The following is a 24451-nucleotide window of genomic DNA, read 5'->3' as shown; positions in this document are numbered from 1 at the left end:
AAAAGCAAAATTGACTGGTATGAGTCCGGTTCAATACCGAATTCATACCAGTCGAATGACAGGTTAATCTACGTACAACTTTTAGGGCGCACATCATTTAAGCTCAATCTTCTTTGTTTATTTACTTCTCTTAGCAAAAGGCTGATAAGCAATGCCACGACTTTCACACCAGTGAATGATTTCGCCAGAAAAAATAATATCAGTTGTTGCAAGATCAGCAGTTGTCTTTTTACCAAGTAAGGTATACATCATTTTAAGTTCATCTTCCCATTGTTGGATCAGTTCGATTGTTTCATCAACGCTATTTGTCATCAAATAGTTTAAAATAGTGCCAGCAACGCCAACACTTGCAGCACCTAAACTCAGGGCTTTGATAATATCCATAGATTGACGGATACCGCCAGAAGCTAAAATAGTTAGTTCTTTTTGCCAGTCCGTAGATTCTAATAAGGAGAGAACCGTTGATTGCCCCCAGTCCGTTAAGAAACCTAATTCTCTTTTTTTCCGACGAGCATTTTCGATTTGGGTAAAACTAGTGCCGCCCTGTCCACTGATATCTACCAATTTAACACCTCGGCAGATTAATTGTTCGATTGTTTCACTGCTCATACCGAACCCAACTTCTTTAACGAGCACTGGAACAGACAAGTGAGCAACGATATCTTCAATAGTATCCAACCAGCCATGGAAATCACGATCTCCTTCAGGCATTACGAGTTCTTGAGGAGTATTCACATGAATTTGCAGCCCATCCGCTTGAAACAAGTCGACTGCCCTTTTCGCATCTTCTAAAGAGAGGCCTGCGCCAATATTCGCCCAAATCACACCATTAGGATTTTCCTTACGCATGATTTGGTAAGTATCTGCTAAATCAGGATTCTTCAAAGCGGCATTAACTGATCCTGTTGCAGTCATTATTCCAGTTTCTCTAGCGATGATACCTAATTCCTGATTGATTTCTTTCGCTCGTTTACTACCGCCGGTCATAGCATTGATGTAAAAAGGTTGCTTAAAGGAAAAATCAAGAAAAGAAGTTGAAATATCGACTTCATCCATTGCAATTTCAGAAAATGAATGATGCACAAAACGGATTTGATCAAAGTCATTGGTCTTTTCTTTATGAAAGGCTTTAGCTAAAGAGATGTGTTCATCTTTTCGGTTCATTTTTTTCCTGCTTTCCGTAAAAATAGACGTGTAATGGTAAAGGCGTGATTCCTTCTTTTTCCCAAGAGCTCATTAAAGGTAGAATTCCTGATTTTTGTTTGAATAGGACGATTCCGCAATCACCACCACCTGCACCAGACGATTTTGCTGCGCCACCGTATGTTTGTGCTAAGTTACATAGTTTTTTTAGCGCAGGCGTTTCAATCGTAACACCAGTGATGGAGGTCAATTGTTGGAGTAATTTACGGTTTTTTCGTATTTGGGTTTGGATCAAGGAAATATTTTCTTGATCGAAGCCTGCTATCATTGTCTCAACACAGGTTTTACTTTCATCAAGAAATTCCTGATAAGCGTTCTCTTTTACATCTTTTGATTGATGGACTTGATCCACCAAATCTGACGTTGAAGCAGGGCTGCCAGTCCAACCGATCAATAAGCGTAGTTTCTTAGGAACGACCAAAGGTTTGATCATTAATTTTGGCCAAGTTGCCTGAAGCAAGGTCGTTAATGTTTGTGTCTGAGATTGTTCATTGACCCAACGGTGATCAAAGGTTGAAAAAGCGATCCAACCACCATAACAGCTTGCCGCAATATCGCCGCAGGAGCCGTTTCCTTGAACAGCTAAATGAGCTAGAGCCGAAAGTTTAAAAATCTCTTCTTCTTTTAATTGCAAGTCATAGAAGAGTGCTAAAGCTTTCACTGTTGCTACAGTAACGGCACCGCTGGAACCTAATCCGTATTTTCGTCCGTTTGAACTATCTAACTCACTGGTGACTTTTAAGTGGTAAAAAGAAAGCTCTTTTTGTTGTTCATGCGCATATTTTTCAGTTAAGCGAATTGCAGCAAGAACATAATGAAACGGATTTTCTCGAATATCAAGGACAAGTTCGTTATTTCTTCTAGTCCAACGCACAGGTAGTGTGCTATATTGGGCAGATTGGATACTGCCGACATCTTTTGCTGTTTCGACAGTGACTGTCACAAATTGGTCTACTGCAACAATGATTGCCGGATGTCCTGGTTCAACAACGGCATATTCACCAGCAATAAACAATTTACCTGGTGTAGAAACTTCTATCATAACTTTTCCGACCTTTCTAAAGGAATCAGGGCAATCTTAGGTCCTGCGTAAGCTTCAATCAATTGTTTTTTAGAAAAATGAGTAGCTAAATGATTTTTTAAAGTACTCAGATTTTTCTTCTCAACTAAGATTTTGACGTTTGGTCCAGCATCCATTGTGAAGTAACACGGCAACCCTTGTTGGCGTGCGCTCCGGACTAATTGCATGACCTTGAGACTTTCAGGTGACCAGTATGTAAATGGCGGTACAGCAGCTAAAGTCGTTCCATGCATACGTAAGCCATTTGCTTCAGTGACTTCCCCTAACTTATTAAAATCTTTTTCTGCAATGGCTTGTTTGGCTGTCGCTAAATCGGCTTCGACTGTTTCCAACCAACCTGAATAAAAACTCGAGCTTTCAACGGTTCGTTTCATACCGTCACGACTAGAAACATCTTTTACACCATCATCCACTAAAACAAATAACATCGCTAATTCATCTTCCCAGTGATCAGATGGGATCCCTTGGGCAAAGGAAGTTTGATCAGAGTCGCCTTTTTGCCATTCAGCAAATCCACCAAAAATACTCCGGCAAGCTGATCCTGAACCGCGTCTAGCTAAACGGGATAATTCAATTTCAGTTAATTGCAAGTCTAACGCTTCATTGCAAGCACCAGCTAAAGCTGCTAAACCACTAGCAGAAGAAGCAAGACCAGCTGCAGTCGGGACATAGTTTTGACTATCTACTTTAGCAAATAAGGCTAGATTTTGCTCTTTTCGAACAAGGTCTAAAAATTTAGAAATCTTTGTAGTTTGTTTCGTGTCTTGTTTTTGTCCATCTAAGACAAAAAGATCTTCGGTCAAATTTTCATCGAATTGTACACTAGTTTCTGTATAAAAAGCATCTAACGTTAAAGAAAGACTGCTGTTCATCGGTATTATCAAGTGTTCATCTTTTTTTCCCCAATATTTGATCAAAGCAATATTTGTATAGGCTCGTGCTTTCCCAGTGTACATTAATTTTTCACTCCTAATGATTGAATCCAAGTAGCTACAGCACCAGCTGATTCTAACGCTACTGCTATATTTTCTGCTTGTTTTTTTGAACCAGCTAAAGCGATCATACAACCACCGCGGCCGCCACCTGTTAGTTTTGCCCCTAAGGCCCCGTTTGCACGAGCAGTGCTGACCAAGTGGTCCAACTGTTCATTGCTGACAGTCAGTGCGCTAAGATGTTCCTGAGCTTGGTTCATGACATTGCCTAACGTATCAACTTCATCTGCTAAAATAGCGTGTTTTGCGCTTTTAGTCAAGTGGCCTAATGTTGTAATATGTTGTGAAATTCGTTTTTTATCTAATTCAAAAAGGTGCGCCACATCTCTGACCGCAGCTCTTGTTTGGCCCTTGATACCTGTATCTGCAACGATCAAAAAAGCATTGGAAACATTCATGGGGAATGATTCTAATGGATGACTTTTTATAAAAAATAAAGGTTCATCACCAGTTGTTGCTGCCGCATCTATACCGCTAGGATTACCGTGAGCTATTTTTTCTGCACGATTTACTAATGGAAGCAGAGATTCAGACGTACAAGGAATATCAAAATAATCAAACAAAGCTCGAACGATTGAAACGGCAACAGCCGCACTTGAACCCATGCCTCGTTCAGCAGGAATCGTACTAGTAATGGTAATTTTTAAGGTTGCCTCTTCATGGTGAAGAGCAATCAGTGTTTGATCGATGACCTCTGATACACTTTTTAATTGTGAAGGAACTTGCGAAAGCTCTCCTGAAAAGTAATGACACTCTAAGATCATAGTAGAGTCAGGTTCAACTTTTGTTGAGATATAGGTCTCTTGAAATGGAAAAGCAATTGCAGGCTCACCGTAAACCACAGAATGTTCCCCCATCAATATAATTTTTCCAGAAGCTTGGCCATGACCAATTTTTTCTTTATTCATTTTAATAAACAGTCCTTTTAGTTAAATATCAGATGCGTAGACATCTAAGGTTCCTCATAAGAATCATGCATTGCACACCGTAATTCATGCTCAACTTATTAAGAGTACCACAAACGCTTCCTACCAGCAAAATCCCCAAAATAGTAATCAAGTCGGCTTCCATATAAGTTCACAATAAATTAAAGTCGATAAACAATCCAAGTATTGCTTTATGAGTTTTTTACGATCGATGCTGTTATCTGACGAGCATCGTTCATTCATTTACTTTTCTAAAAGCGGAGAATCATTCTTGACCTATCCTAGTTTACCAAAAAAGCACATGAAATAAAATCATTGGATTCTTCTTAAGAAAAAAATTAATAAGTAAATAAAAAAAATCCTAAATAATTTTAATTAGAAATCCAGTTATTATTTTATTAGGTGCGGTTTATTTAAAAAGAACACAACAATAAACTAGGTATAAAGATCGGACAACGGAGTTAGCTGAAATCTGTGGGATTTGTTGAAGCAATCAACGATTCTTTAGGAACGATACCTCCTAGACAAAATCGAGTATAAGAATTAAGCTTATGACTTAGTCTTATTTAGTATGAAAGAATACCAAATGGCTGTTGCCAATGCCAGTGTTGTAGGCCTGAATGATTAGTTTCTAACCCCAAGAAAGCTTAAAAAAGAGCAAAAAACGACAAAATCCTACTCGATTTTGTCGTTTTTATTATTCAATAATCAACCCTAAGCCTGCAGCAATAGTGATTGCTTGTTCTTGAGTCACCTTTAGCCCTTTAAGTAATTCTTGTGAAAAGGCAATTCTTTCAAAAGTACATGTTGTTAAATCAAGAGCAGCTAATTTTGTATGGAACCAGTTGCTACCTGTGACAGAACACTGATCAAGTAGCAGGTTATTATACATCACTTCAACAAATTCTGTATTATTCAAGCTAGTTTTTTTAAATTCAACGACTTTTTGATTTGTAGCACTGAACGAGGTGTAATCGGCAAGGCAGTCTTCAAAAAGGCAATCTCTTAGGTAACTCTCAGCAAAATTTGTTCCAGTTAATTTACATTGACGAAAATGAACCTGGTGAAAACTAGCACCAATCCATTCTGTATTCGAAAGGTCACAATGATCAAAAATCACATTACTACACTCAAAACGTTCTAAGTGATTGCGGTTCATCGTTACTTTTTCAAAGCGAGATTCTCGAAAGACTAAATTGCGGATATCCTGATAACTAAGATCTTGGTCTTTTAAGGAGAGACCTTCAATAATGACCTCATCATCGATAGAAATAAAATCTGTTTTAGTGAGTTTGGGTAACACGGGTGTAATCGGCTTTTTGATTTTCATAAATAAAACCTCCAAAAAATTGTAATAGCGGTGGTGATTTATTCTGTTTCCTTATCTAAATTTTCGTTTAATTGGTAAGCACGATTGTAAAATTTCAAACTAGTCGTCAATACAAACGCACCTAAAAGGCCCAAAAGACTACCTAAAACAATACCGATCAAGCGGTAATTCAAGAGACTGATTAAATATTGATGACGGGCGAGATTGGCCAATAGTAAGGACATTGGCGTTGTAAAAAAATTTGCAATTGCATAATTTCGTTTAATAAAATATTCCACAGTCAAAAAGAAAAAGCAAATCAGCAAAATAGTTTCTAAAGAAGTAAAAGAGATGCTCAATAAAAAAGCGGCAATCAATAAGCCGATCATCGTACCTAAGATCCGTTGAATATTGCGATGCATAACAGCACGTAGATTATCCCCTTGTAAAACAGCGGCACAAGAAACAATCATCCAATAAGCATTAGTCAAATGCAATGATTGACTGATATAGGTCGCTAAAAATAGAATTGCGGCATAATGCAAAGCATCGAGTAATGCGGAAGGATCTGTATAAAGTCGCTCTTGTAAAGAGATTTTCTTTTGTGGTTCCACAGATTCCCTTTCAATAAAAAATAAAACGACTGCCACAACAAGGGATGTTATAACGCCCAACAAAACATAGCTCATCATGGTGGGAACACTTTCTAGAGGGATTTTAGTTCCACTCCCCATTGCAGTTACCATGACAATAAAAAAAGCCCCCGGCTTAGCGATTCTGTATAATCTGAAAATAATACGAGCACAAAAGGCAACCAATGCAATAACGATCGGTATGATCCAAGGAATATGAGTACTTAACATCCCAACCAGATTTCCGAAAAGTAAAAAAGCGCCAATCGAACTTAAGCGAATCAGCAATTCTCTTAATGGAAGAGTTTGATAATAAAGAAAGGTAAAGATACCTAGAGAACCAAAACTGCCAATCAATAAATTATTTGAAAAATAACCAATAAATAATGGTACCGCCATACAAACTCCTGCACCAATCAAGCGAAAAGGTGCTTTTTGTGGTTTATGAAAGGTTGTTAACTCTTTGAAAAAAGATGAATGATGCATCAAATCACTCCTTATTGTTGTGATGAAACATAAGATGACGAGCGATAACGTCATGACAACATATTGTTTCTTCCATATACTAATCTAACATACTTATTTAGAAGAAAACAATCGCTTTTTATCTAATCTGGCTTTATGGGCTAGCCTTTTGGAAAAAGAGAGAACTTGCTTGCAGCAAAAATCTCATCCTTATATTTTCCTATTTTCCCTTCAGGGCTAAGCGAACAGTTCAACTTTTTACCATTTCTAAGAAATAACTTCTAATGAAGATATAATTTAATGATGTGAGTATTAAAAAAAAATAAGATTATTCTTGATTTTTTAATTTAAAAATTGTAAACTATACCTCAGTACAATAAATAATTATTAAATTCTGATTTTTCAGAAAATACTCAGGGTCTTTTAGGGAGGAAAAAAGAATGAAGTTAAAGAAGTCATTTGCTTTTGGATTCATCACTTTATTTAGTTTAACACTAGCAGCGTGTGGTAACGGTGGTGCAAAGACAGACGATTCAGGTAGCTCTAAAACAGCTGATGGAAAGCCTAGCGGAGAACAGATTTTCCGTGTCAATGAATTACAAGAAATGCCAAGTGCTGATTTATCAGTAGCGACAGACGTTATCAGCTTTACTGCTTTAAACAATGTATATGAAGGAATCTATCGTTTGAATTTAGATAATAAACCAGAACCTGCAGGGGCTAGCGAAAAAGCTGAAGTCAGTGAAGATGGTATTACGTACAAAATCAAATTAAACGAAAAATCTAAATGGTCAGACGGCAAACCCGTAAAAGCAGAAGATTATGTTTATGGATGGCAACGCACGGTTGATCCTGCGACAGCTTCAGAATATGCCTACCTTTACGAGTCTGTAAAAAATGGTGCAGATATTGCAGCAGGTAAAAAAGACAAAGCTGAATTAGGAATCAAAGCAACAGGTGATTATGAATTAGAAATCACTCTAGAAAAAGCAACGCCATACTTTGATTATCTATTAGCATTCCCATCATTCTTCCCACAAAGAAAAGATGTTGTTGAAAAATATGGTAAAGAATACGCTACAACAAGCGAAAATTCAGTTTATAACGGACCGTTTGTATTAGACGGGTTCGATGGACCAGGTACCGATACAAAATGGTCATACAAGAAAAACAAAGATTATTGGGATGCTGACACAGTTAAATTAGATGAAGTACAAGTCAATGTTGTAAAAGAAGCACCGACTTCATATAACTTATTCCAAGATGGACAAGCAGATGACGTTCAATTGACTGGTGAATTAGCGCAGCAAGCAGCGAATGATCCACAACTTGTGATTCAAAAAGAAGCTTCTACACAATATATGGAATTAAATCAAATTGATGAAGATTCACCATATAGAAATGAAAACCTAAGAAAAGCCATTTCTTATTCAATCGACCGTAAATCATTAGTTGAACAAATCTTAGGAGACGGTTCAGTAGAACCTAAAGGCCTAGTTCCAGCAGATATGTCTAAATCGCCAGATGGCAAAGAAGACTTCACAGAAGCTGCTGAAGACAAGATCTCTTACGATAAAGAAAAAGCAAAAGAGCATTGGGAAAAAGCTAAGAAAGAGCTGGGTATTAAAACGTTAGATATTGATATCTTATCTTCAGATGCAGACTCTTCTAAGAAAACAGTAGAATATATTCAAGGTGCAATTCAAGAAACATTAGATGGAACAAAAGTAACTGTAAGCCCAGTTCCATTCTCTGTTCGTTTAGATCGTTCTAACAAAGGGGATTTCAAAGCTGTTATCGGTGGCTGGGGAGCAGACTATGTCGATCCAAGTAGCTTCTTAGATTTATTCCAAACAGGAGTTCCTTATAACCGTGGTCACTATAGCAATACTGAATATGATAAAGCATTAAAAGCTGCTTCAACAACCAATGCTAATGATCCTGAAAAACGTTGGGACAATTTAGTTGATGCAGAGAAAATTATTATGGGTGACATGGGTGTGATTCCGCTTTATCAAAAAGCAGAAGCTCACTTACGCGCTGAAAAAGTAAAAGATGTTGGTTTCCATCCAGCAGGCGCGCAATACGATTACAAATGGACTTACATTTCAGAATAGTCTGAAATAGTTTTCTATAGTAAAAGGACCTTTGCCCTCTTTGAATAAAAAGGCAACGGTCCTCTTGCTATCTTTGCTCATAAAAAGTAAAATAATAAAGAAACAATAGAGACAATCAGTAAAATACCTCCTGTTTCAAGCCAGTAAAGCTGATGTGCTTTACCTATCTCTGAAAATGGGATAAATTCTTTCGGTTCATTTTTCTTCCTAAAACGAAAATGCATTTTCATAAAACGTTGGAAATTATCGAAAAATCCTGAGGACATGATCCATAAGGCGAACCCGATAATTAAAAAGAATAATGAAACGATGAAGAAGGTATCAGATATAGAACGGATAGTCAGTGACTGTTTTATCAGTAGGTAAGTAAAAATACCGATGCTTGAGACCGCTGAGGTAATCAAGGGCCATTTCATTTTTTTCATGTGCTCATCCTTACTTAATTTTCTATCCTTACTTTATCGAAAAAAACTGATGAAGTCAAAATAATCTCGGAGGTGTCATTCTTGAACAGTTTTGGAAAATATTTTCTTAAACGGGTCTTCTTCATGATCATCACATTGTGGCTGATCGCAACGATTACGTTTTTCTTAATGCAATTATTACCAGGTACTCCTTATACCAACCAAGAAAAACTTAGTCCAGAAACAATTGCTATGTTGAATAAGCAGTCAGGTTTAGATAAGCCAGTGATCGTTCAATACGGAATTTATCTAAAAAATCTTTTAGTGGGTGATTTTGGAATCTCATTCCAATTTAAAAATCAACCAGTAGCCAAACTTTTGGTAGGCCGTATCGGACCATCAGTACAATTAGGGGCGCAAGCAATCGTCTTTGGTACACTAGTAGGTATTTTACTAGGAATCATTGCAGCGATGCGTCAAAATACATGGGTAGATACATTAGCTACGTTAATGGCTATTTTAGGACGTTCGATTCCTAACTTCGTTTTTGCGGTATTATTGCAATATATCTTCGCGATGAAATTAAAAGTTTTACCAATTGCAATGTGGAATGGTTTTGCTTATACAATTTTACCGACGATTGCGTTGGCAATGAGTCCCATGGCCGATTCCGCCAGGTTTATACGAACGGAAATGGTTGAAGTTTTACATAGTGACTATGTAGAGTTAGCACGAGCTAAAGGCTTGAGCCGCTGGCAAGTTGCTGTGAGACATGGACTTAGAAATAGTTTGATTCCATTGATCACCTTACTTGGACCATTAGCTGTTGGTTTGATGACGGGATCTTTAGTAGTTGAAAATATTTTTGCGATCCCAGGTATTGGGGAGCAGTTCGTAAAATCAATCATGACAAACGATTATCCGACAATTATGGCAGTGACGATTCTATATTCTGCTTTGTTAGTATTCGTAATCTTGATCGTTGATTTACTTTATGGATTGATCGATCCAAGAATTCGTGTTTCAGGAGGTGCCAAAGGTTAATGGAAACAGTTGACTTAAACAATGTCCCAGAAAAAATTAAAAAAATCCCTGCAAATGACTTCCAGCCTTTGGATACATCAACAACAAAGGAACGTGAAAGAATTGCAACGCCGTCGCTAAGCTTTTTACAAGATTCTTGGCGTCGTTTGAAAAAGAATAAAGCAGCCGTGATTTCTTTAGTTTTCTTAGGAATCATCATCTTTATCTCAATTATCACGATTTGGGTCTCACCACATGATCCAACTCAGCAAAATGTCGCTTATATCAATTTACCGCCGCGTATTCCATTTTTAGATAGTATCAATGGCTTTAACGGTACAGCGAATGTTGCTGGTAAAATGGTCGACAAATATGCGCAAGCAAATGTTCCAGACAATGTGAATTTCTACCTAGGAACAGATGGTTTAGGCCGTGATGTATTAAGTCGTTTATTTATGGGCACACGTATCTCATTATTGATTGCGTTTATCGCAGCATTACTTGATATTACGATCGGTGTAACATATGGTTTGATTTCAGGTCTATTAGGTGGACGTGTGGATACAGTGATGCAACGTGTACTTGAAGTTCTTTCTGGAATTCCTAACCTTGTTGTCATGATCTTGATGCTGACTGTTTTTGATCCAGGTATTTTATCAATTGTTTTAGCAATGGTGATTACCAACTGGATTTCAATGGCCAGAATTGTTCGGGCTCAGACATTGAAACTAAAAGATCAAGAGTTCGTTTTAGCTGCTCAAACATTAGGTGAATCTCGTTTGAAGATCGCCATCAAACATATATTGCCGAATATCTCTAGTGTGATCATCGTTCAAATGATGTTCAGTATCCCATCGGCAATTTTCTTCGAAGCGTTTCTAAGTTTCATCGGTTTAGGATTAAGACCGCCGACCGCTTCTCTTGGAACATTATTAAATGAAGGGTATAAAACGTTCCGTTTCCTTCCATATTTGATGTGGATTCCTGCCGTAACTTTGTCAGTCGTAATGATTTGTTTCAACTTGTTAGCTGACGGACTACGTGATGCCTTCGATCCTAAGATGAAAGAGTAGAGTGAATGACTATGGAAAAAGTATTAGAAGTAAAAGACTTACAGATTTCTTTTGATACATTTGCTGGTAAAGTAAATGCTATTCGTGGCGTGAGCTTTGAACTGTTTAAAGGGGAAACTCTTGCAATCGTAGGAGAATCTGGTAGTGGTAAATCAGTCACTACTAGAAGTATCATGCGTTTGTTGAGCAGCAATGCAAACATCGACAATGGAGAAATTCTGTTTAAAGGTGAAGATATCGTACACAAAACGGAAAAACAAATGCAAACCATTCGTGGGAAAGAAATTGCCATGATTTTCCAAGACCCAATGACGTCATTGGATCCAACCATGCCGATTGGCAAACAAGTAGCTGAATCATTGATTAAGCACAATAAAGTATCAAAAAAAGAAGGGCTAGATCAAGCACTAGAATTATTAAAATTAGTAGGGATTCCAAACGCTGAAAAACGTTTGAAAAATTACCCACACCAATTTTCAGGTGGACAACGTCAACGTATCGTTATCGCGATTGCACTGATTTGTTATCCAGAAGTTTTGATTGCAGATGAGCCGACAACTGCTTTAGATGTTACGATCCAAGCACAAATTTTAGAATTATTAAAAGACTTACAACAAAAAATCAGCACATCGATCATCTTTATCACCCATGATTTAGGTGTCGTAGCAAACGTTGCGGATCGTGTAGCTGTTATGTATGGTGGACGTTTAGTTGAAGTAGGAACATCAGAAGAGATTTTCTATAATCCGCAACATCCATACACTTGGGGCTTACTAGGCTCAATGCCGACAATGGAAGGGACGGAAGATAAGTTATATGCGATTCCTGGTTCTCCTCCCGATTTGTTAGACCCACCAAAAGGAGATGCGTTCTATCCGCGTAACGAGTTTGCCATGAAGATCGACGCAGAAGAAGCACCACCGTATTTTGAAGTATCACCAACTCATAAAGCTGCAACGTGGTTATTAGCACCGCAAGCACCAAAAATCACCCCTCCAGCTGAAATTGTAAGACGTTGGGCGATTTATGCTGAACGCCATAATACGACTGCAGGAGGCGTTAAATAATGAGTGAAAAAAGAAAAGTACTTTTAGATGTTAAAGGGCTAAAACAATATTTTAACGTTGGACGTCCTGACGAAGTTAGAGCTGTTGACGATATCAGTTTCCATATCTATGAAGGTGAAACATTTGGATTAGTTGGAGAATCTGGTAGTGGTAAATCTACAACTGGTCGTAGTGTAATTCGTTTATATGATCCAACTGGTGGCGAAATCATTTTCAATGGTGACGATATCAGTAAAATTCGTTCAAAATCTGGGATGCAGGCATTCCGTCGTGAAGTTCAAATGATCTTCCAAGATCCATACGCTTCATTGAATCCAAGAATGAAGGTCAATGATATCATTGCAGAAGGAATCGACATTAATCATTTAGCAAAAGATGCCGCTGAGCGTGAATCTAAGGTCAACGAATTACTAAAAGTCGTTGGACTTGATCCGAGTCACGGAACACGTTATCCACATGAGTTTTCAGGTGGTCAGCGTCAACGTATCGGGATTGCAAGAGCTTTGGCTGTTGATCCTCGTTTTATTATCTGTGATGAGCCGATTTCAGCTTTGGATGTATCGATTCAAGCTCAAGTTGTCAATTTATTACAAGACTTACAAAAAGATGCTGGACTGACTTATCTGTTTATTGCTCATGATTTATCCATGGTTAAACATATCAGTGACCGTATCGGTGTTATGCATAGTGGTAGATTACTGGAAATGGGGTCAAGTGATGATGTGTATAACTTTGGTGTACATCCGTATACTGAAAGTTTATTATCAGCGATTCCCTTGCCTGATCCAGATTATGAACGGACACGTAAACGTATCGTTTATAAACCACAACCAGAAGATAATAAAGAACGTAAACTAAGAGAAATCACGCCAGAACATTATGTGTACTGTTCTGAAGATGAAGTCGATGTTTATCGTAAAAAAATCGAAGAGAAAAAAGCCAAAGCAACTCAGGAGTAGCAGTTGGTCAACTAAATACTAGCTAAGAAAAAGAAACATTTTTCTTAGCTAGCATTTTTAAAAAAGGGAATGAAGATAAGAAGTGAACAGTTGAAATAGTGTGTTTTCGGGATATTTCACCGCTTCTTGTTAAGGTGGGAAATAAATGAAGGTATTAAAGGCGTATAAATATAGACTTTACCCTACTTCATTACAAGAAGAGTTTATCAAAAAAACATTTTCTTGTGTCAGACTTGTGCATAATCTTTTATTACAGGAAAGAATTCAACTGTATAAACAATTGAAAGAAAACCCTGATCTAAACGTTAAACTACCGACACCTGCTCAATACAAAAAAGAGCATCCTTGTTTAAGGGAAGTGGACAGTTTGGCCTTATCAAATGCGCAGGTATACTTAGATCGAGCATTTAAAAAATTTCATCGAGAAAAATCAGTAGGCTTTCCCAAGTTAAAACAAAAAAAGAATGCTGTTAACTCTTATACAACAAATAATCAAAATGGTACAGTGAAAATTATTGATGGAAAATATTTGAAGGTACCTAAATTAAAATCGTTGATAAAAATGAAAATGCATCGGCCGGTAATAGGGAAAATAAAGTCAGCAACGATTTCTTTAACTCCCAGCAATAAATATTTCGTTTCAATCTTGTGTGAAGAAGAAATTCCAACTGTTGAAAAAACACATTCGGCTATCGGGATAACTTTAGGTGTTTCAGAATTTGCGGTATTATCAAATGGCAGACGCATTGATAATGATAAATACACAAAAGAGTTTGAACAACGGATCACGAGAGAAGAAAGAAAGTTGATGCGGCGTAAGGAAATTGCGAAATCTAAAGGAACAGAACTCTCCCAACAGAAAAACTATCAGAAACAAAAATTAAAAATAGTAAAAATGCGGGAAAAATTAATGAATCAGCGCATTGATTTTCTGAATAAAATCACGACAGAAATTGTTAGAAAGTATGATTTGATTTGTATCGAAGATATTCAGCAAGCCGATTTTTATAGAAATAATAAGTTGCATCGAGGAGTTACAGATGTTTCGTGGGCATTATTTGTCTCGAAGTTAGAATATAAAGCATCTTGGTATAACAAACGGCTGATCAAAGTTTCTGCATGCGGAAAATGTTCTGAACATTCAGATAATAAAGAACTAAGTCAAATATTTTTTCAAGATATTAATACGAAAAAAAGTAAAAATGATCCAGAAACAGCCGCTAGTGTTCAAGTCTTGATTCGAGGCTTACAAGAAGTTGTGCAATAGTCACTGGAGATAAAGAACTGTAGGGACTACAGGGATAGCCTAGGGTATATAAGATAGATATAGCGTTTATTCGATCATTTATCTTTTTCTAGGAAATTTCTAGCGAATAGAGATAGTTCACTAATTATTAGTTAATAAAAAATCATCTTCATTCTATTGCATCAAGTATGAACGTACTTAGGTAAATAGGATGAAGTTTTTTTGTTTGGTGTTGTCAAAAGTATAGTACAATATAAATAAGATAAAAAAATCGAGAAAGGGGATAAAAATGACAGAATACCAAGCACTTGTTTTTTTTGATTTGGATGGTACGTTATTAGGTTCTGATGCAACAATTCCTAAAGAAAATAAGCAAGCAATTTTGCAGTTAAAAAAGAAAAATATTCTACCTATGATCGCAAGTGGGCGTTCTCCAAAGGAAATCAAGCAGATTACAGCAGAAACAGGAATTGATTCTTATGTGAGTTTGAATGGGCAGTATAATGTTGTCGAAAATCAGGTTGTCTCAAAACATGCGATCCCAATAAAACAAATCAATGAATTGATGACGTTTTCTAAATCTTTAAATCATTCGTTAGCCTGTTATACAGAAGATGAGTACGCTGCGTGTTATTCAACGAAAAGCATGGAAAAATTATATCAATTAGATCATGCACCACTTCCACGAATTTCATTAGATTTCCACGAAAAAAATGAAATTTATATGGTCTATCTTTTTTCAGAAGAACCTGAGAAAGATTCTCTATATCGGCAGACCTTTGCGAGAGAACTAACTTTCTTTAGGGATAGTCCTTATTCATTAGCGGTTGTTCTAAGTGGTCAATCAAAAAAATCTGGGATTCAGCAAGTCATCAAACGCTTGAACTTAAACGAGTTACCAACGTATGCCTTTGGTGATGGAAATAATGATTTAGGCATGTTTGAAGCTGTACAGACTGCGATTGCGATGGGAAATGCAGCGACAAATGTAAAAGAGCAAGCTGATTTTATTACAAAGTCCCATGTAGAAGATGGCATTCGATTTGGTTTAAAACATTTTGGCTTATTAGATTGAGAGGAAGTAGAATCATGACAGTAAAAATGATTGCAGTAGATATGGATGGAACGTTTTTGACTAGTCAACAAGACTATGATCGTGAGAAATTCAAGCAGTTGTACAACAAAATGAAGGAACAAGGTATTCGGTTTGTTGTGGCTAGTGGGAATCAATATTATCAATTGAAGTCCTTTTTTCCAGAAATCGCAACTGAAATCTCTTTTGTGGCTGAAAATGGTGCGTATATTGTCAGCGAAGGCAACGAGATTTTCAATGGTGAAATTGACCCGAAAACGATCCAAAAAGTATTGCAAATTTTAGTAAATTTTGAAGAGGGCCATATCATTCTTTGTGGGAAAAATAGTGCTTATGTTAGTCTTAACGAACCTGACGAATTTGTAGCACACGGTCAAAAATATTACCATCGTTTAAAAAAAGTGCCTGACTTACGTGAAGTGAAAGACGACACTTTGTTTAAATTTGCCTTGAGTTTTCCAGTGGATCAGGTAGAAACAGTATTGCATCAGTTGCATGTTGCTTTAGGCGATAAAGTTATTCCAGTTTCTAGTGGACACGGAGACGTTGATTTGATTGTACCTGGTATCCATAAAGCACATGGTTTGATTAAGCTACAAGAACTATGGGGGGTCAAAACAGAAGAAGTTGCAGCTTTTGGTGATAGTGGCAATGATTTAGAAATGCTGAAACATGCAGGATACAGCTATGCGATGGGCAATGGACAGCCAGAGGTCAAAGCAATAGCTAAGGAGATTATTTCATCGAATGATGAAAATGGTGTGTTACTAAAAATTGAAGAATTACTCCAAAACTAAACAAGCCAATAGATCACAGAACGCAATAGAAAGATGTTTCTCTCTTAGAAAAACTATTGACAATAGCGAATTATTATCGTATACTGTTAAAGTTGAGAAAAGAAAGCAGAAGCACCCGCTTCTCGCCTTAGTTGACAATGTCACTGGGCTAGATAGGATTCCTTGTATCGATCGATACAAGTCCGAACAATTGCGGGATCTGTATACAGAGCCTGTTTTTTATTGTATTTTATGACGATAATGAACACATAGGAAAAAAGTTTCGGCGCTGATTTTCTCTTAAAAAACTTGGAGGTGAATGACCATAGCAAAGGATATGATGGTGAACGACGGCATTCGTGCACGCGAGTTACGTTTGATCGGACAAGATGGCGAACAATTAGGTGTAAAAACAAAGGTAGAAGCATTGCAAATTGCTGAAACTGCGAATTTAGATTTAGTGCTAGTAGCACCTACTGCAAAACCGCCTGTTGCGCGAATTATGGATTACGGTAAATTCCGTTTCGAAACGCAAAAGAAAGAGCGTGAAGCTCGTAAGAAACAAAAAGTGATCAACGTAAAAGAAGTTCGTTTAAGTCCAACAATTGATTTAAATGACTTTAATACAAAACTTCGTAATGCACGTAAATTCTTAGAAAAAGGGGATAAAGTGAAAGCTTCGATCCGTTTCAAAGGCCGTGCCATTACCCACAAAGAAATTGGTCAGAAAGTTCTTGATCGCTTGGCTGAAGAAACTGCAGATATTGCTACAGTGGAACAAAAAGCGAAAATGGACGGACGCAGCATGTTCCTAACGCTGGCACCGAAGAATGAAAATTAAGCTAACAAGCTGATAATTAGTATGAAATTGTAGGAGGAAAATTAGTCATGCCAAAACAAAAAACACACCGCGGATCAGCAAAACGTTTCAAACGTACTGGTAACGGCGGGTTAAAAAGATTCCGTGCGTTTACAAGTCACCGTTTCCACGGTAAAACAAAAAAACAACGTCGTCAATTGCGTAAAGCAGGAATGGTTTCAGCAGGCGATTTCAAACGTATTCGCCAACAATTAGCAAGAATGAAATAAAAAAGCTTGCTTGATTTGAGAGAGCTGAAAAGATTCTTGTCACAACTTAGCAATTAAAAATAACTCATAGAGACAACAGATATATTAGGAGGAATTAACCATGGCACGTGTTAAAGGTGGCGTAGTAAGCCGTAAACGTCGTAAAAAGATCCTTAAGTTAGCGAAAGGCTATTACGGATCAAAACATACTTTATTTAAAACAGCAAAAGAACAAGTAATGAAATCTTATAGTTATGCATACAGAGATCGTCGTCAAAAGAAACGTGATTTCCGTAAATTATGGATTGCACGTATCAATGCAGCAGCTCGTATGAATGGCTTGAGCTATTCTAAATTAATGCACGGTTTGAAATTGGCAGAGATTGACATCAACCGCAAAATGTTAGCTGAATTAGCAGTGAACGATGCAGCAGCTTTTACAGCATTAGCTGACCAAGCTAAAGGTGCTTTAGCTAAATAATTGAATCTTCGTTGATTTATCAGCGTTTGTACCCACTCATTCGAGTGGGTATTTTTTTGAACTCATTTTAAGGTTAGGCTAAATTGAATATAATAGCTTGGAAAGTCGCTTTACAGCTATTTTTTGGTTTCAGTAAGTGAGTTACTAACTGTAATTGATAAAATTGTTGATCAAAAACAATTTCAACAGGTAATAACATTAGCACAGGAACATGTTAGATCTGCTCGAAAAGTAGCAGTCCAAAGCATTGTCTTATTGAAAAGCGAGCAAGAAGTACTACCTGTATCGGGGGGCAGGCTCTGCTTTAAGAGACGCTTGTAAAGCTGTATCAAAACGATTGATCCACAGCTACCTGCTCGATTAAAAAAGCGGGTTTTAGGAGCCTCGATTTCAAGAAATGATTACATATCTATAAAACTCGTCAAAGAATCTATGGCGTCAATTATCGCGTTGTATGTAAAGTTGGTATAAAATTTAATTTACTCATCCACCATACTTTGCTATCATGAATACATACAGAATTTTACTGTATAAGAAGGGGAGTATTGGATGGAGTATATTAAAAAGTTTTTTATTGTTATTGGATTGTTCTTATTGAGCCAAGTTAGTATGACTGCCTATACAATAGCAAAGGGATTTTCAATGGAAATGGGCGAAGTGAACATGCCGCTATTTGCAACGATTTTATTGATTTTATTGGCAATTGGAAATATCTGGCTATTGATTTATGTCGCAAAAAAGCTAGGCTTTTTGAGTTTCAAATTTGATTTTCTAACGAAGAAAAATATTGGGATCATAATTGTTGGGATTATCTTAGCAAGAGTTATCGCTATCGGCGGAACGTTATTATTGAATAATCAAGGAGCTAAGTCAACGGCTAATGATGCGGTGATTCAAACTATATTTACAGGTGAAAATCCATTATTGATTATATTGTTGCTTGGGATTTCAGCACCAATTATGGAGGAAATTGTTTTTAGAGGTGGCATCATTGGCTATTGGTTAGAAAAATTTCCAATTGTTAGTATTGCAATCAGCTCCGTTTTATTTGGCTTGATTCATGGACCAACAAACTTGATTAGTTTTTTGATTTATGGTTTGATGGGGCTGATTCTTTCACTATCGTACTATAAAACACAACGCTTGGAGGTAAGTATATCCATTCATTTTTTAAACAATATACTTCCAGCAATCGTGATTGCTTTAGGTTTGATATAATAAAATAGAAATAAAAAAAGCAAAAAATCTCGATGATTTTTTTGCTTTTTTTATGATCAGGAGCTAAAATTTCTTACAACATTCCGCGAATTATGATCAGTATAACCATGTGCAGTGGGTAAAATAGATAAAAGCCCCATTTAACCCAATTTGGCGAGTAGCCACGTTGACCATTATAATGTAAAAGCAACGGAATTGTTCCTAAAATGCCCAAAACGGATACCAGTTCATACCAAGGGACTGAACTAGGGGAAATAAGATAGGCAATCAATAGCAATAAAAACAAGAACCCAGCCGCATAAACGGGCGGAATAATTTTTTTAAAGTTAGGATTTTGAATCCGATAAAAACCAAAAATGATCAACACGCCAATCAAATTCCAATCAGACATTACTGTGGCAAAAGAAAAGCCAATGACTAAAAGGATATGTTCAGCTGTATTTTCTGTTTTATCATATAAAGTAATCAAAATCAGCCCCATTAGAAGCGTAAAGAAAATATTATTGACTAACTCGGTCGCACTAAAAGGATGATCAGGATAGAATAACATATGAAATGGATAGATAGAAATAATCCAGAAGAAAGCTAAACGCGTTGCATATTTTTTGATATTTCGCGTGTAATGAAAGCCTTCCACTAATAAATAGGCCATGATAGGAAACGTCAACTTCCCAATGAATTCAGTAAAAAAGAATAACTGATCGGAATACTCATAAAGCTTAAACCCGCTACCAATATGATTCAGCAACATAGCAACAATTGCAATTACCTTTAAATGAAAGGCATCTAATTTTTTGTTCATAAAATAATTCCCCCTAAACGTTCTGATTTAAAAATAACATATGTATCATTAAGAATCTTGGGGCTTTAGCTGTATTTTTCACTCTGATTTTTTAGATTGATGTTCACAATAATGGATTTAAGTGGTTCGTTTTGTATACATTTTTTTAGTTTTAGATTTTTACATCGTGTAAAAAAAATGATATATTATTCTTATGAGGAAAAATAGTGAAAGTCTTAGGTTAGACAGATGCATGGCATCGAGCGTTATAGGCTATCTCGCTATTAAAATGAAAGGAGGACAAAAATGAAAGAAGATCAGCGTTTCGGAATAATGAAAAAATATGTCAATCTTGTTTTAGATATTGTTTTAGGCGTGCTTGCCGTACTTATTTTAATTTTTATGATTCGTCAATTGATTGACATCAGTACATTTATTGCCAAACCAATGACACCAAAAAACTTATCGATCGTAATGCAGGAAGTTGTGGCATTTTTCATGTTATTTGAGTTTATTATGATGGTGATTCGTTATATTCAAGAAGGTCATCATATTCCAATTAGGTATTTGATTCTGATTTGTATTACGGCAATCTTAAGACAACTGATGGTGATACATGGGGATGCAATTCAAACTTTACTGTTATCAGTGTCAATTTTATCATTGGTGATTGTATTGTTTGTACTTAATTTAAGCGGCAATAAGTCTTATGTGGGATTTAAAACCAATGTGGACGAGAGCAAAGAATCAATTAAATAAACAGAAAAGAGGTTACTCCAGTGTAAGGCTGAAGTAACCTCTTTTTAAATACTTAATAATGAAATCAAGACGATTGCTAAAAGTACTTGAATAAAACCAACGGATAATCCGTAAATCAAAAAACGTTTTCCTTCTTTGAAAAACTTTTGAAAGTCTAAGCGTAAACCAATTGCTGCTAAAGCAGTGATTTCAAACCAACCACTAAAGAAATGGGCTATTTCACTGAATTCTTTCGGTAAATGAATCAGACTATTTACAATACAAAATAAAAGAAATCCTACTACGTACCATGGTAAAGCTGAGCTCTTTTTCTTAGATGGTGATCCGACAGTCTCTAAACTAGGCGTTCGTTGTTGTTTGAAGCGACCAAAAAGGTAAACAACTACTACCAACAACATGATGCGCATGATCTTAAATAACATAGCGAGTTCCACTACTTGTCCATTGATCATACTGGCACTTGCTACTACTTGCCCAACGGACTGTAAAGTACCGCCAATCAAAGCACTTTTTGTTAAAATGTCACTCCCATAAATAACAGACCCAATAAGAGGGAGTAGCAGCATCAGGATCGTGCCTAGCAAATTGACTAAAGTGATGATTTGCCCTTTCTCTTCTTCCTTTGCATGGATCGAAGGGGCGATCGATGCAATCGCAGATGAGCCACAGACAGCATTTCCACCAGCCATCAATAAGGACATATTATCTGAAAATAACATTTTTTTTCCAAGAATATACGTCGCAATAATTGTCAAACTCATTTGTAAAAGGATAAAAAGTCCGCCTTTTAGCCCGATTTGAGCAATGGTCTGAAAGGTAACGGTTGCCCCTAACAAGACCACGGAAAATTCTAACAACTTTCCTTCAGCAATTTTGGTTCCTTTTTCAAGAACTGGATTTTTCAAAAAAGTATTGCCTAATAAAATACCCAGTAAAATAGCAATCGTAGCAGCGCCCAGAGTTGGTAGCCAAATAGCCACTACTTTGCTGATAACAGCTACGACAAACGCAGTTATTAGTCCTGGTAAAATGAGCATGATCGTTGTTGCATAAGAATTTTTTCCATTATTATTTTTCACTAAATCATTCCTCTTCTTTCTTTGTATCTCTTTGAATCTAGTATAACGAAATAATTTGCATTTGAGAAATAAATAGTTAAAATAATATCTATAACGAAAATGAATGGAAAGGGTTACTATGTTTAAATTACTGAAAACCTTTCGTAGTGTTTACGAAACAAAAAATTTTTCAAAAGCGGCAGAACAGCTGTTTATCTCCCAACCAGCAGTGTCTAATCAAATTAAACAATTAGAAGAAGAACTGGCTATTCAACTATTTATTCGAAATGGGCGCCAAGAAATCATCACAACCAAGCAAGCAGATATTTTATATCATCATTTGCTTAATTTATCAGATGATTGGGAAGATGCACTACAAGCACTGCGAATCAAAGCAATTCCTAGAGAAACATGTCGGATTGTTGCTTCGAATACATTCGCCGTGTATTATCTGCCAGAAATGATAGTACAATTGATAAGCCAATTTCCAGAGGTTTCATTTATTTTAGAAATGGATAACTCTGAACAGGTCTTAGACAAAATCGAAAAACATCAAGCACACTTTGGCTTTATTGAAAAACCTTTAGTCACAGATTCAATTATTCGCCAAGAGATTTTATCCGATGAGTTAGTTCACGCTGGTGATTTTTCTCAAAAGCTTTGGCTTGTTCGAGAGGAAACTTCTGGTGTTTTTCATTATACAGAACGTTATTTTTTAGAGCAGAATCTGAATCCTCAAAAGATGGTCATCAAAAATAATGAAATGATCATTCGATGTTTAGAGCAAGGCATAGGTCAATCCATCATATCCAAAAAATCCCTGACGAAGAAAATAACCTGGCATTCTCTAAGCCAAGAATATCGAAGAAACTTTTATTTTATAAAAAGACAACACATCGAATCATCACAATTGCAAGCAATCAATCGATGGATTCAGGTCTATTGTCATAAAACAAATAGTTGAACTGCTTAAGAATGGTCGTTAAATGAATCGAAAGATTATTGTGTAAATAAAATAGCCGTTTTAATGGAAAAAAATAGGTGTCCTGTGCTATCTTAAATAAGAGATAATGAATAAAAATAGAGCAAGTATGTAGCTGAGTTTTGAGATGTGAGATGTAGTATAGTAGCTGTATGACAGGAGGAAACATCGTGGGAGAAGGATTTTTATGGAACATTCAGTTAAAAGAGTATGTGGCAACAGTGGACCAAACAATCAATATCGACCAAGAATTCATTGATTATTATCAAAAATTGGCAACGCAAGCCAATCAATTAGTAGCCAAAATAAATGCTGAGACATTGGCTGTAACCCTACCTAAATTGATGGCGATAGATGAAAAATGCACATTGGTTATTTTTTTTATCTTTAATGATTATGCACTAGAAAATGATACTGCCATCGATACAATTCGCTTAATTGAACAAGACTATAAAAAAACACATAGGGAAAAATACATTTTTGATATGCCGGAATACGAAACCTGGTCAATTTCGCAAAGAATTTTCTGATCGGTCTATCATTGTTACATAGGAACTTATTGGTAACAGCTAAAATCACTAGAACAATTTTGAAAAAGTGCAGCAAACGGTTAGCGTTGGTTGTATTTTTTTGTAAGTATTTCTAAACGTAGGAAAAACGATGAAAAGTGCTTTCTTTTTAAGAAAATGGCATGATACAATAATTCAGTCTAACTCGTTGACATAGTGAATAAAAGGGGGTGTAATAGCATAAAATCAATTGATTATGTAGCAAAAATTATTAAAGAAATGGGAATAGATCACTTATCAGAATTTAAAATAGAAGAACAAAATAAAGCCTACGAAGGCGCAACCTTTGAAGTAGGAAATCAATCCTTTAGAAGTAGAAGAGCCAAAAAAACACCTAAAAAGTTAGGCTATTTTGTTGCATTTTGGGAAAAAGACGAGAACCGTAAAAATCAACCTTACGACTACGAGTCAGCACCAGATAAATTAATCATCACTATATTTGATCAAGATAAAATAGGACAATTTGTCTTTCCAAAATCAATTTTAGCAGATAAAAATAGTTTAACTAATAAGAAAAAACGAGGTAAAATGGCCTTACGCCTTTATCCAGACTGGATAAAGGGGTTGAATAAAACAGCAGCGGAGACACAACGTTGGCAACATTCTTATTTTATAGATCTGACAAATACGTGGGATTTGGATTTTTTAGACAAACTTTATTTTGGCTGAGCGTTTAAAAAAAGCTCAATCAAAAAACTGGAGATAAGCAAAATGCTTATCTCCAGTGCTAATAGTCATCAATTAAGAAAATACAAATAACGATGTTTTTATAAAAGGAAGTATTGAAAAAGGGTGCGTTGGTTTGTACATTGCATTTTCTTAAAGAATACTTGGGAGTAGTAATTGACTATTAGCTTAAAAGAAACGCTGCTTACTCGTTTAATCATCCAGGAGAATGGGTAAGGCTGGTTGGGATCAGCCTTTAATCTTGTCAATGGTTGGTTGACATTGATATGTTATGAAAAAAAGTAAGCAAGCGTTCCTACCAGATAGAAACGGATAAATAAAAAAATGGCGCTGGATACACATCCAACGCCATTGTAAGTTCAATAAATAAACATAAACATCTCCATGCCAGAAAAAACTAGTACAAACCTCTAGAAATTTCTGTCAAAATTGAGTAAAATGGAAGATGTCAATGTATAAATATTGGCTTAAGCAACTTGATT

The 24451-nt window shown here is 36.3% G+C and carries 25 protein-coding genes; 16 read left to right on the top strand and 9 right to left on the bottom strand.

Features of this window, described 5'->3' with window-relative positions; translation table 11 throughout:
* Nucleotides 1–117: 117 nt before the first annotated feature.
* The 6 genes from fni to BCR24_RS04375 form a co-directional block, all read right to left on the bottom strand.
* Nucleotides 118–1164 carry a type 2 isopentenyl-diphosphate Delta-isomerase gene (fni, locus tag BCR24_RS04400; RefSeq protein ID WP_069639351.1) on the bottom strand — a complete coding sequence of 349 codons (1047 nt, stop codon included), beginning with the start codon at nucleotides 1162–1164 and terminating at the stop codon, nucleotides 118–120.
* Complete coding sequence (locus BCR24_RS04395; protein ID WP_069639350.1) at nucleotides 1148–2245, bottom strand: phosphomevalonate kinase; 1098 nt, start codon at nucleotides 2243–2245, stop codon at nucleotides 1148–1150. The genes fni and BCR24_RS04395 overlap by 17 nt, the downstream gene beginning before the upstream one ends.
* On the bottom strand, nucleotides 2242–3240 hold the full coding sequence (gene mvaD, locus BCR24_RS04390) for a diphosphomevalonate decarboxylase (protein WP_069639349.1): 999 nt from the start codon (nucleotides 3238–3240) through the stop codon (nucleotides 2242–2244). Before mvaD ends, BCR24_RS04395 begins: the two co-directional genes overlap by 4 nt.
* Entirely contained in the window at nucleotides 3240–4184 is a 945-nt protein-coding gene (gene mvk, locus BCR24_RS04385) for a mevalonate kinase (RefSeq protein WP_069639348.1), read from the bottom strand. The genes mvaD and mvk overlap by 1 nt, the downstream gene beginning before the upstream one ends.
* Before the next feature lie 715 nt (nucleotides 4185–4899).
* Nucleotides 4900–5532: a pentapeptide repeat-containing protein gene (locus BCR24_RS04380; RefSeq protein ID WP_069639347.1), complete on the bottom strand. Its 633-nt coding sequence runs from the start codon at nucleotides 5530–5532 to the stop codon at nucleotides 4900–4902.
* 38 nt (nucleotides 5533–5570) lie between these two features.
* Complete coding sequence (locus BCR24_RS04375) at nucleotides 5571–6629, bottom strand: FUSC family protein (RefSeq protein ID WP_069639346.1); 1059 nt, start codon at nucleotides 6627–6629, stop codon at nucleotides 5571–5573.
* Nucleotides 6630–7048: 419 nt separating this feature from the next.
* Here BCR24_RS04375 and BCR24_RS04370 point away from each other — a divergent pair, with 419 nt between their 5' ends.
* On the top strand, nucleotides 7049–8725 hold the full coding sequence (locus BCR24_RS04370) for a peptide ABC transporter substrate-binding protein (protein WP_069639345.1): 1677 nt from the start codon (nucleotides 7049–7051) through the stop codon (nucleotides 8723–8725).
* A gap of 77 nt (nucleotides 8726–8802) precedes the next feature.
* On the opposite strand, the gene BCR24_RS04365 is transcribed toward BCR24_RS04370, so the two are convergent.
* A complete protein-coding gene (locus BCR24_RS04365; RefSeq protein ID WP_069639344.1) occupies nucleotides 8803–9150 on the bottom strand; it encodes a DUF3899 domain-containing protein in 348 nt (115 codons plus the stop codon).
* An 81-nt stretch (nucleotides 9151–9231) separates the two neighbouring features.
* On the opposite strand from BCR24_RS04365, the gene opp1B reads away from it, so the two are divergent.
* From opp1B to BCR24_RS04310, 11 genes are all read left to right on the top strand, one after another.
* Nucleotides 9232–10173 (top strand): oligopeptide ABC transporter permease Opp1B, encoded by a 942-nt coding sequence (gene opp1B / locus BCR24_RS04360; RefSeq protein WP_069639343.1) that lies wholly within the window; start codon nucleotides 9232–9234, stop codon nucleotides 10171–10173.
* The gene (opp3C, locus tag BCR24_RS04355; protein ID WP_069639342.1) at nucleotides 10173–11225 is read left to right on the top strand and encodes an oligopeptide ABC transporter permease; all 1053 of its coding nucleotides are present in this window, start codon (nucleotides 10173–10175) and stop codon (nucleotides 11223–11225) included. The genes opp1B and opp3C overlap by 1 nt, the downstream gene beginning before the upstream one ends.
* 5 nt (nucleotides 11226–11230) lie before the next feature.
* Nucleotides 11231–12292 carry an oligopeptide ABC transporter ATP-binding protein Opp1D gene (gene opp1D, locus BCR24_RS04350; RefSeq protein WP_010771135.1) on the top strand — a complete coding sequence of 354 codons (1062 nt, stop codon included), beginning with the start codon at nucleotides 11231–11233 and terminating at the stop codon, nucleotides 12290–12292.
* Entirely contained in the window at nucleotides 12292–13251 is a 960-nt protein-coding gene (locus BCR24_RS04345; RefSeq protein ID WP_069639341.1) for an ABC transporter ATP-binding protein, read from the top strand. Before opp1D ends, BCR24_RS04345 begins: the two co-directional genes overlap by 1 nt.
* Before the next feature lie 145 nt (nucleotides 13252–13396).
* On the top strand, nucleotides 13397–14518 hold the full coding sequence (locus BCR24_RS04340) for an RNA-guided endonuclease TnpB family protein (RefSeq protein WP_069639340.1): 1122 nt from the start codon (nucleotides 13397–13399) through the stop codon (nucleotides 14516–14518).
* A 268-nt stretch (nucleotides 14519–14786) separates the two neighbouring features.
* Nucleotides 14787–15572 carry a Cof-type HAD-IIB family hydrolase gene (locus BCR24_RS04335; protein ID WP_069639339.1) on the top strand — a complete coding sequence of 262 codons (786 nt, stop codon included), beginning with the start codon at nucleotides 14787–14789 and terminating at the stop codon, nucleotides 15570–15572.
* Nucleotides 15573–15586: 14 nt separating this feature from the next.
* Nucleotides 15587–16387 carry a Cof-type HAD-IIB family hydrolase gene (locus BCR24_RS04330; RefSeq protein ID WP_069639338.1) on the top strand — a complete coding sequence of 267 codons (801 nt, stop codon included), beginning with the start codon at nucleotides 15587–15589 and terminating at the stop codon, nucleotides 16385–16387.
* A gap of 298 nt (nucleotides 16388–16685) precedes the next feature.
* Nucleotides 16686–17207, top strand: a complete 522-nt coding sequence (gene infC, locus BCR24_RS04325; protein WP_010762696.1) for a translation initiation factor IF-3 — start codon at nucleotides 16686–16688, stop codon at nucleotides 17205–17207.
* Between the two features lie 47 nt (nucleotides 17208–17254).
* Entirely contained in the window at nucleotides 17255–17455 is a 201-nt protein-coding gene (gene rpmI, locus BCR24_RS04320; RefSeq protein ID WP_010771140.1) for a 50S ribosomal protein L35, read from the top strand.
* A gap of 100 nt (nucleotides 17456–17555) precedes the next feature.
* Nucleotides 17556–17915 (top strand): 50S ribosomal protein L20, encoded by a 360-nt coding sequence (gene rplT, locus BCR24_RS04315; protein WP_069639337.1) that lies wholly within the window; start codon nucleotides 17556–17558, stop codon nucleotides 17913–17915.
* Nucleotides 17916–18464: 549 nt separating this feature from the next.
* On the top strand, nucleotides 18465–19133 hold the full coding sequence (locus tag BCR24_RS04310) for a CPBP family intramembrane glutamic endopeptidase (RefSeq protein WP_069639336.1): 669 nt from the start codon (nucleotides 18465–18467) through the stop codon (nucleotides 19131–19133).
* Nucleotides 19134–19206: 73 nt separating this feature from the next.
* On the opposite strand, the gene BCR24_RS04305 is transcribed toward BCR24_RS04310, so the two are convergent.
* Nucleotides 19207–19935 (bottom strand): TraX family protein, encoded by a 729-nt coding sequence (locus BCR24_RS04305; RefSeq protein ID WP_069639335.1) that lies wholly within the window; start codon nucleotides 19933–19935, stop codon nucleotides 19207–19209.
* Between the two features lie 285 nt (nucleotides 19936–20220).
* Between BCR24_RS04305 and psiE the strand changes: the two genes are divergently transcribed.
* Nucleotides 20221–20673, top strand: coding sequence for a phosphate-starvation-inducible protein PsiE (gene psiE, locus BCR24_RS04300; RefSeq protein WP_069639334.1), 453 nt, complete (start codon nucleotides 20221–20223; stop codon nucleotides 20671–20673).
* Between the two features lie 44 nt (nucleotides 20674–20717).
* Here psiE and BCR24_RS04295 read toward each other — a convergent pair whose 3' ends face one another.
* Nucleotides 20718–21710, bottom strand: a complete 993-nt coding sequence (locus BCR24_RS04295) for a YeiH family protein (RefSeq protein ID WP_069639356.1) — start codon at nucleotides 21708–21710, stop codon at nucleotides 20718–20720.
* A 160-nt stretch (nucleotides 21711–21870) separates the two neighbouring features.
* Between BCR24_RS04295 and BCR24_RS04290 the strand changes: the two genes are divergently transcribed.
* From BCR24_RS04290 to BCR24_RS04280, 3 genes are all read left to right on the top strand, one after another.
* Nucleotides 21871–22695 carry a LysR family transcriptional regulator gene (locus BCR24_RS04290; protein ID WP_069639333.1) on the top strand — a complete coding sequence of 275 codons (825 nt, stop codon included), beginning with the start codon at nucleotides 21871–21873 and terminating at the stop codon, nucleotides 22693–22695.
* 188 nt (nucleotides 22696–22883) lie between these two features.
* A complete protein-coding gene (locus BCR24_RS04285; RefSeq protein ID WP_239574205.1) occupies nucleotides 22884–23243 on the top strand; it encodes a DUF7006 family protein in 360 nt (119 codons plus the stop codon).
* A 258-nt stretch (nucleotides 23244–23501) separates the two neighbouring features.
* Nucleotides 23502–23951, top strand: a complete 450-nt coding sequence (locus BCR24_RS04280; protein ID WP_069639331.1) for a MepB family protein — start codon at nucleotides 23502–23504, stop codon at nucleotides 23949–23951.
* Nucleotides 23952–24451: the final 500 nt, after the last annotated feature.

Source organism: Enterococcus ureilyticus, assembly GCF_001730315.1.
GTDB lineage: Bacteria > Bacillota > Bacilli > Lactobacillales > Enterococcaceae > Enterococcus_L > Enterococcus_L ureilyticus.
This window is presented reverse-complemented; position numbering and strand designations above follow the sequence as displayed.

Coding starts and splice junctions, on each gene's coding strand:
- fni (WP_069639351.1), bottom strand. CDS start 1,164: ATGAACCGAAAAGATGAACACATCTCTTTAGCTAAAGCCTTTCATAAA.
- BCR24_RS04395 (WP_069639350.1), bottom strand. CDS start 2,245: ATGATAGAAGTTTCTACACCAGGTAAATTGTTTATTGCTGGTGAATAT.
- mvaD (WP_069639349.1), bottom strand. CDS start 3,240: ATGTACACTGGGAAAGCACGAGCCTATACAAATATTGCTTTGATCAAA.
- mvk (WP_069639348.1), bottom strand. CDS start 4,184: ATGAATAAAGAAAAAATTGGTCATGGCCAAGCTTCTGGAAAAATTATA.
- BCR24_RS04380 (WP_069639347.1), bottom strand. CDS start 5,532: ATGAAAATCAAAAAGCCGATTACACCCGTGTTACCCAAACTCACTAAA.
- BCR24_RS04375 (WP_069639346.1), bottom strand. CDS start 6,629: ATGCATCATTCATCTTTTTTCAAAGAGTTAACAACCTTTCATAAACCA.
- BCR24_RS04370 (WP_069639345.1), top strand. CDS start 7,049: ATGAAGTTAAAGAAGTCATTTGCTTTTGGATTCATCACTTTATTTAGT.
- BCR24_RS04365 (WP_069639344.1), bottom strand. CDS start 9,150: ATGAAAAAAATGAAATGGCCCTTGATTACCTCAGCGGTCTCAAGCATC.
- opp3C (WP_069639342.1), top strand. CDS start 10,173: ATGGAAACAGTTGACTTAAACAATGTCCCAGAAAAAATTAAAAAAATC.
- opp1D (WP_010771135.1), top strand. CDS start 11,231: ATGACTATGGAAAAAGTATTAGAAGTAAAAGACTTACAGATTTCTTTT.
- BCR24_RS04345 (WP_069639341.1), top strand. CDS start 12,292: ATGAGTGAAAAAAGAAAAGTACTTTTAGATGTTAAAGGGCTAAAACAA.
- BCR24_RS04340 (WP_069639340.1), top strand. CDS start 13,397: ATGAAGGTATTAAAGGCGTATAAATATAGACTTTACCCTACTTCATTA.
- BCR24_RS04335 (WP_069639339.1), top strand. CDS start 14,787: ATGACAGAATACCAAGCACTTGTTTTTTTTGATTTGGATGGTACGTTA.
- BCR24_RS04330 (WP_069639338.1), top strand. CDS start 15,587: ATGACAGTAAAAATGATTGCAGTAGATATGGATGGAACGTTTTTGACT.
- infC (WP_010762696.1), top strand. CDS start 16,686: ATGACCATAGCAAAGGATATGATGGTGAACGACGGCATTCGTGCACGC.
- rpmI (WP_010771140.1), top strand. CDS start 17,255: ATGCCAAAACAAAAAACACACCGCGGATCAGCAAAACGTTTCAAACGT.
- rplT (WP_069639337.1), top strand. CDS start 17,556: ATGGCACGTGTTAAAGGTGGCGTAGTAAGCCGTAAACGTCGTAAAAAG.
- BCR24_RS04310 (WP_069639336.1), top strand. CDS start 18,465: ATGGAGTATATTAAAAAGTTTTTTATTGTTATTGGATTGTTCTTATTG.
- BCR24_RS04305 (WP_069639335.1), bottom strand. CDS start 19,935: ATGAACAAAAAATTAGATGCCTTTCATTTAAAGGTAATTGCAATTGTT.
- psiE (WP_069639334.1), top strand. CDS start 20,221: ATGAAAGAAGATCAGCGTTTCGGAATAATGAAAAAATATGTCAATCTT.
- BCR24_RS04295 (WP_069639356.1), bottom strand. CDS start 21,710: ATGCTCATTTTACCAGGACTAATAACTGCGTTTGTCGTAGCTGTTATC.
- BCR24_RS04290 (WP_069639333.1), top strand. CDS start 21,871: ATGTTTAAATTACTGAAAACCTTTCGTAGTGTTTACGAAACAAAAAAT.
- BCR24_RS04280 (WP_069639331.1), top strand. CDS start 23,502: ATGGGAATAGATCACTTATCAGAATTTAAAATAGAAGAACAAAATAAA.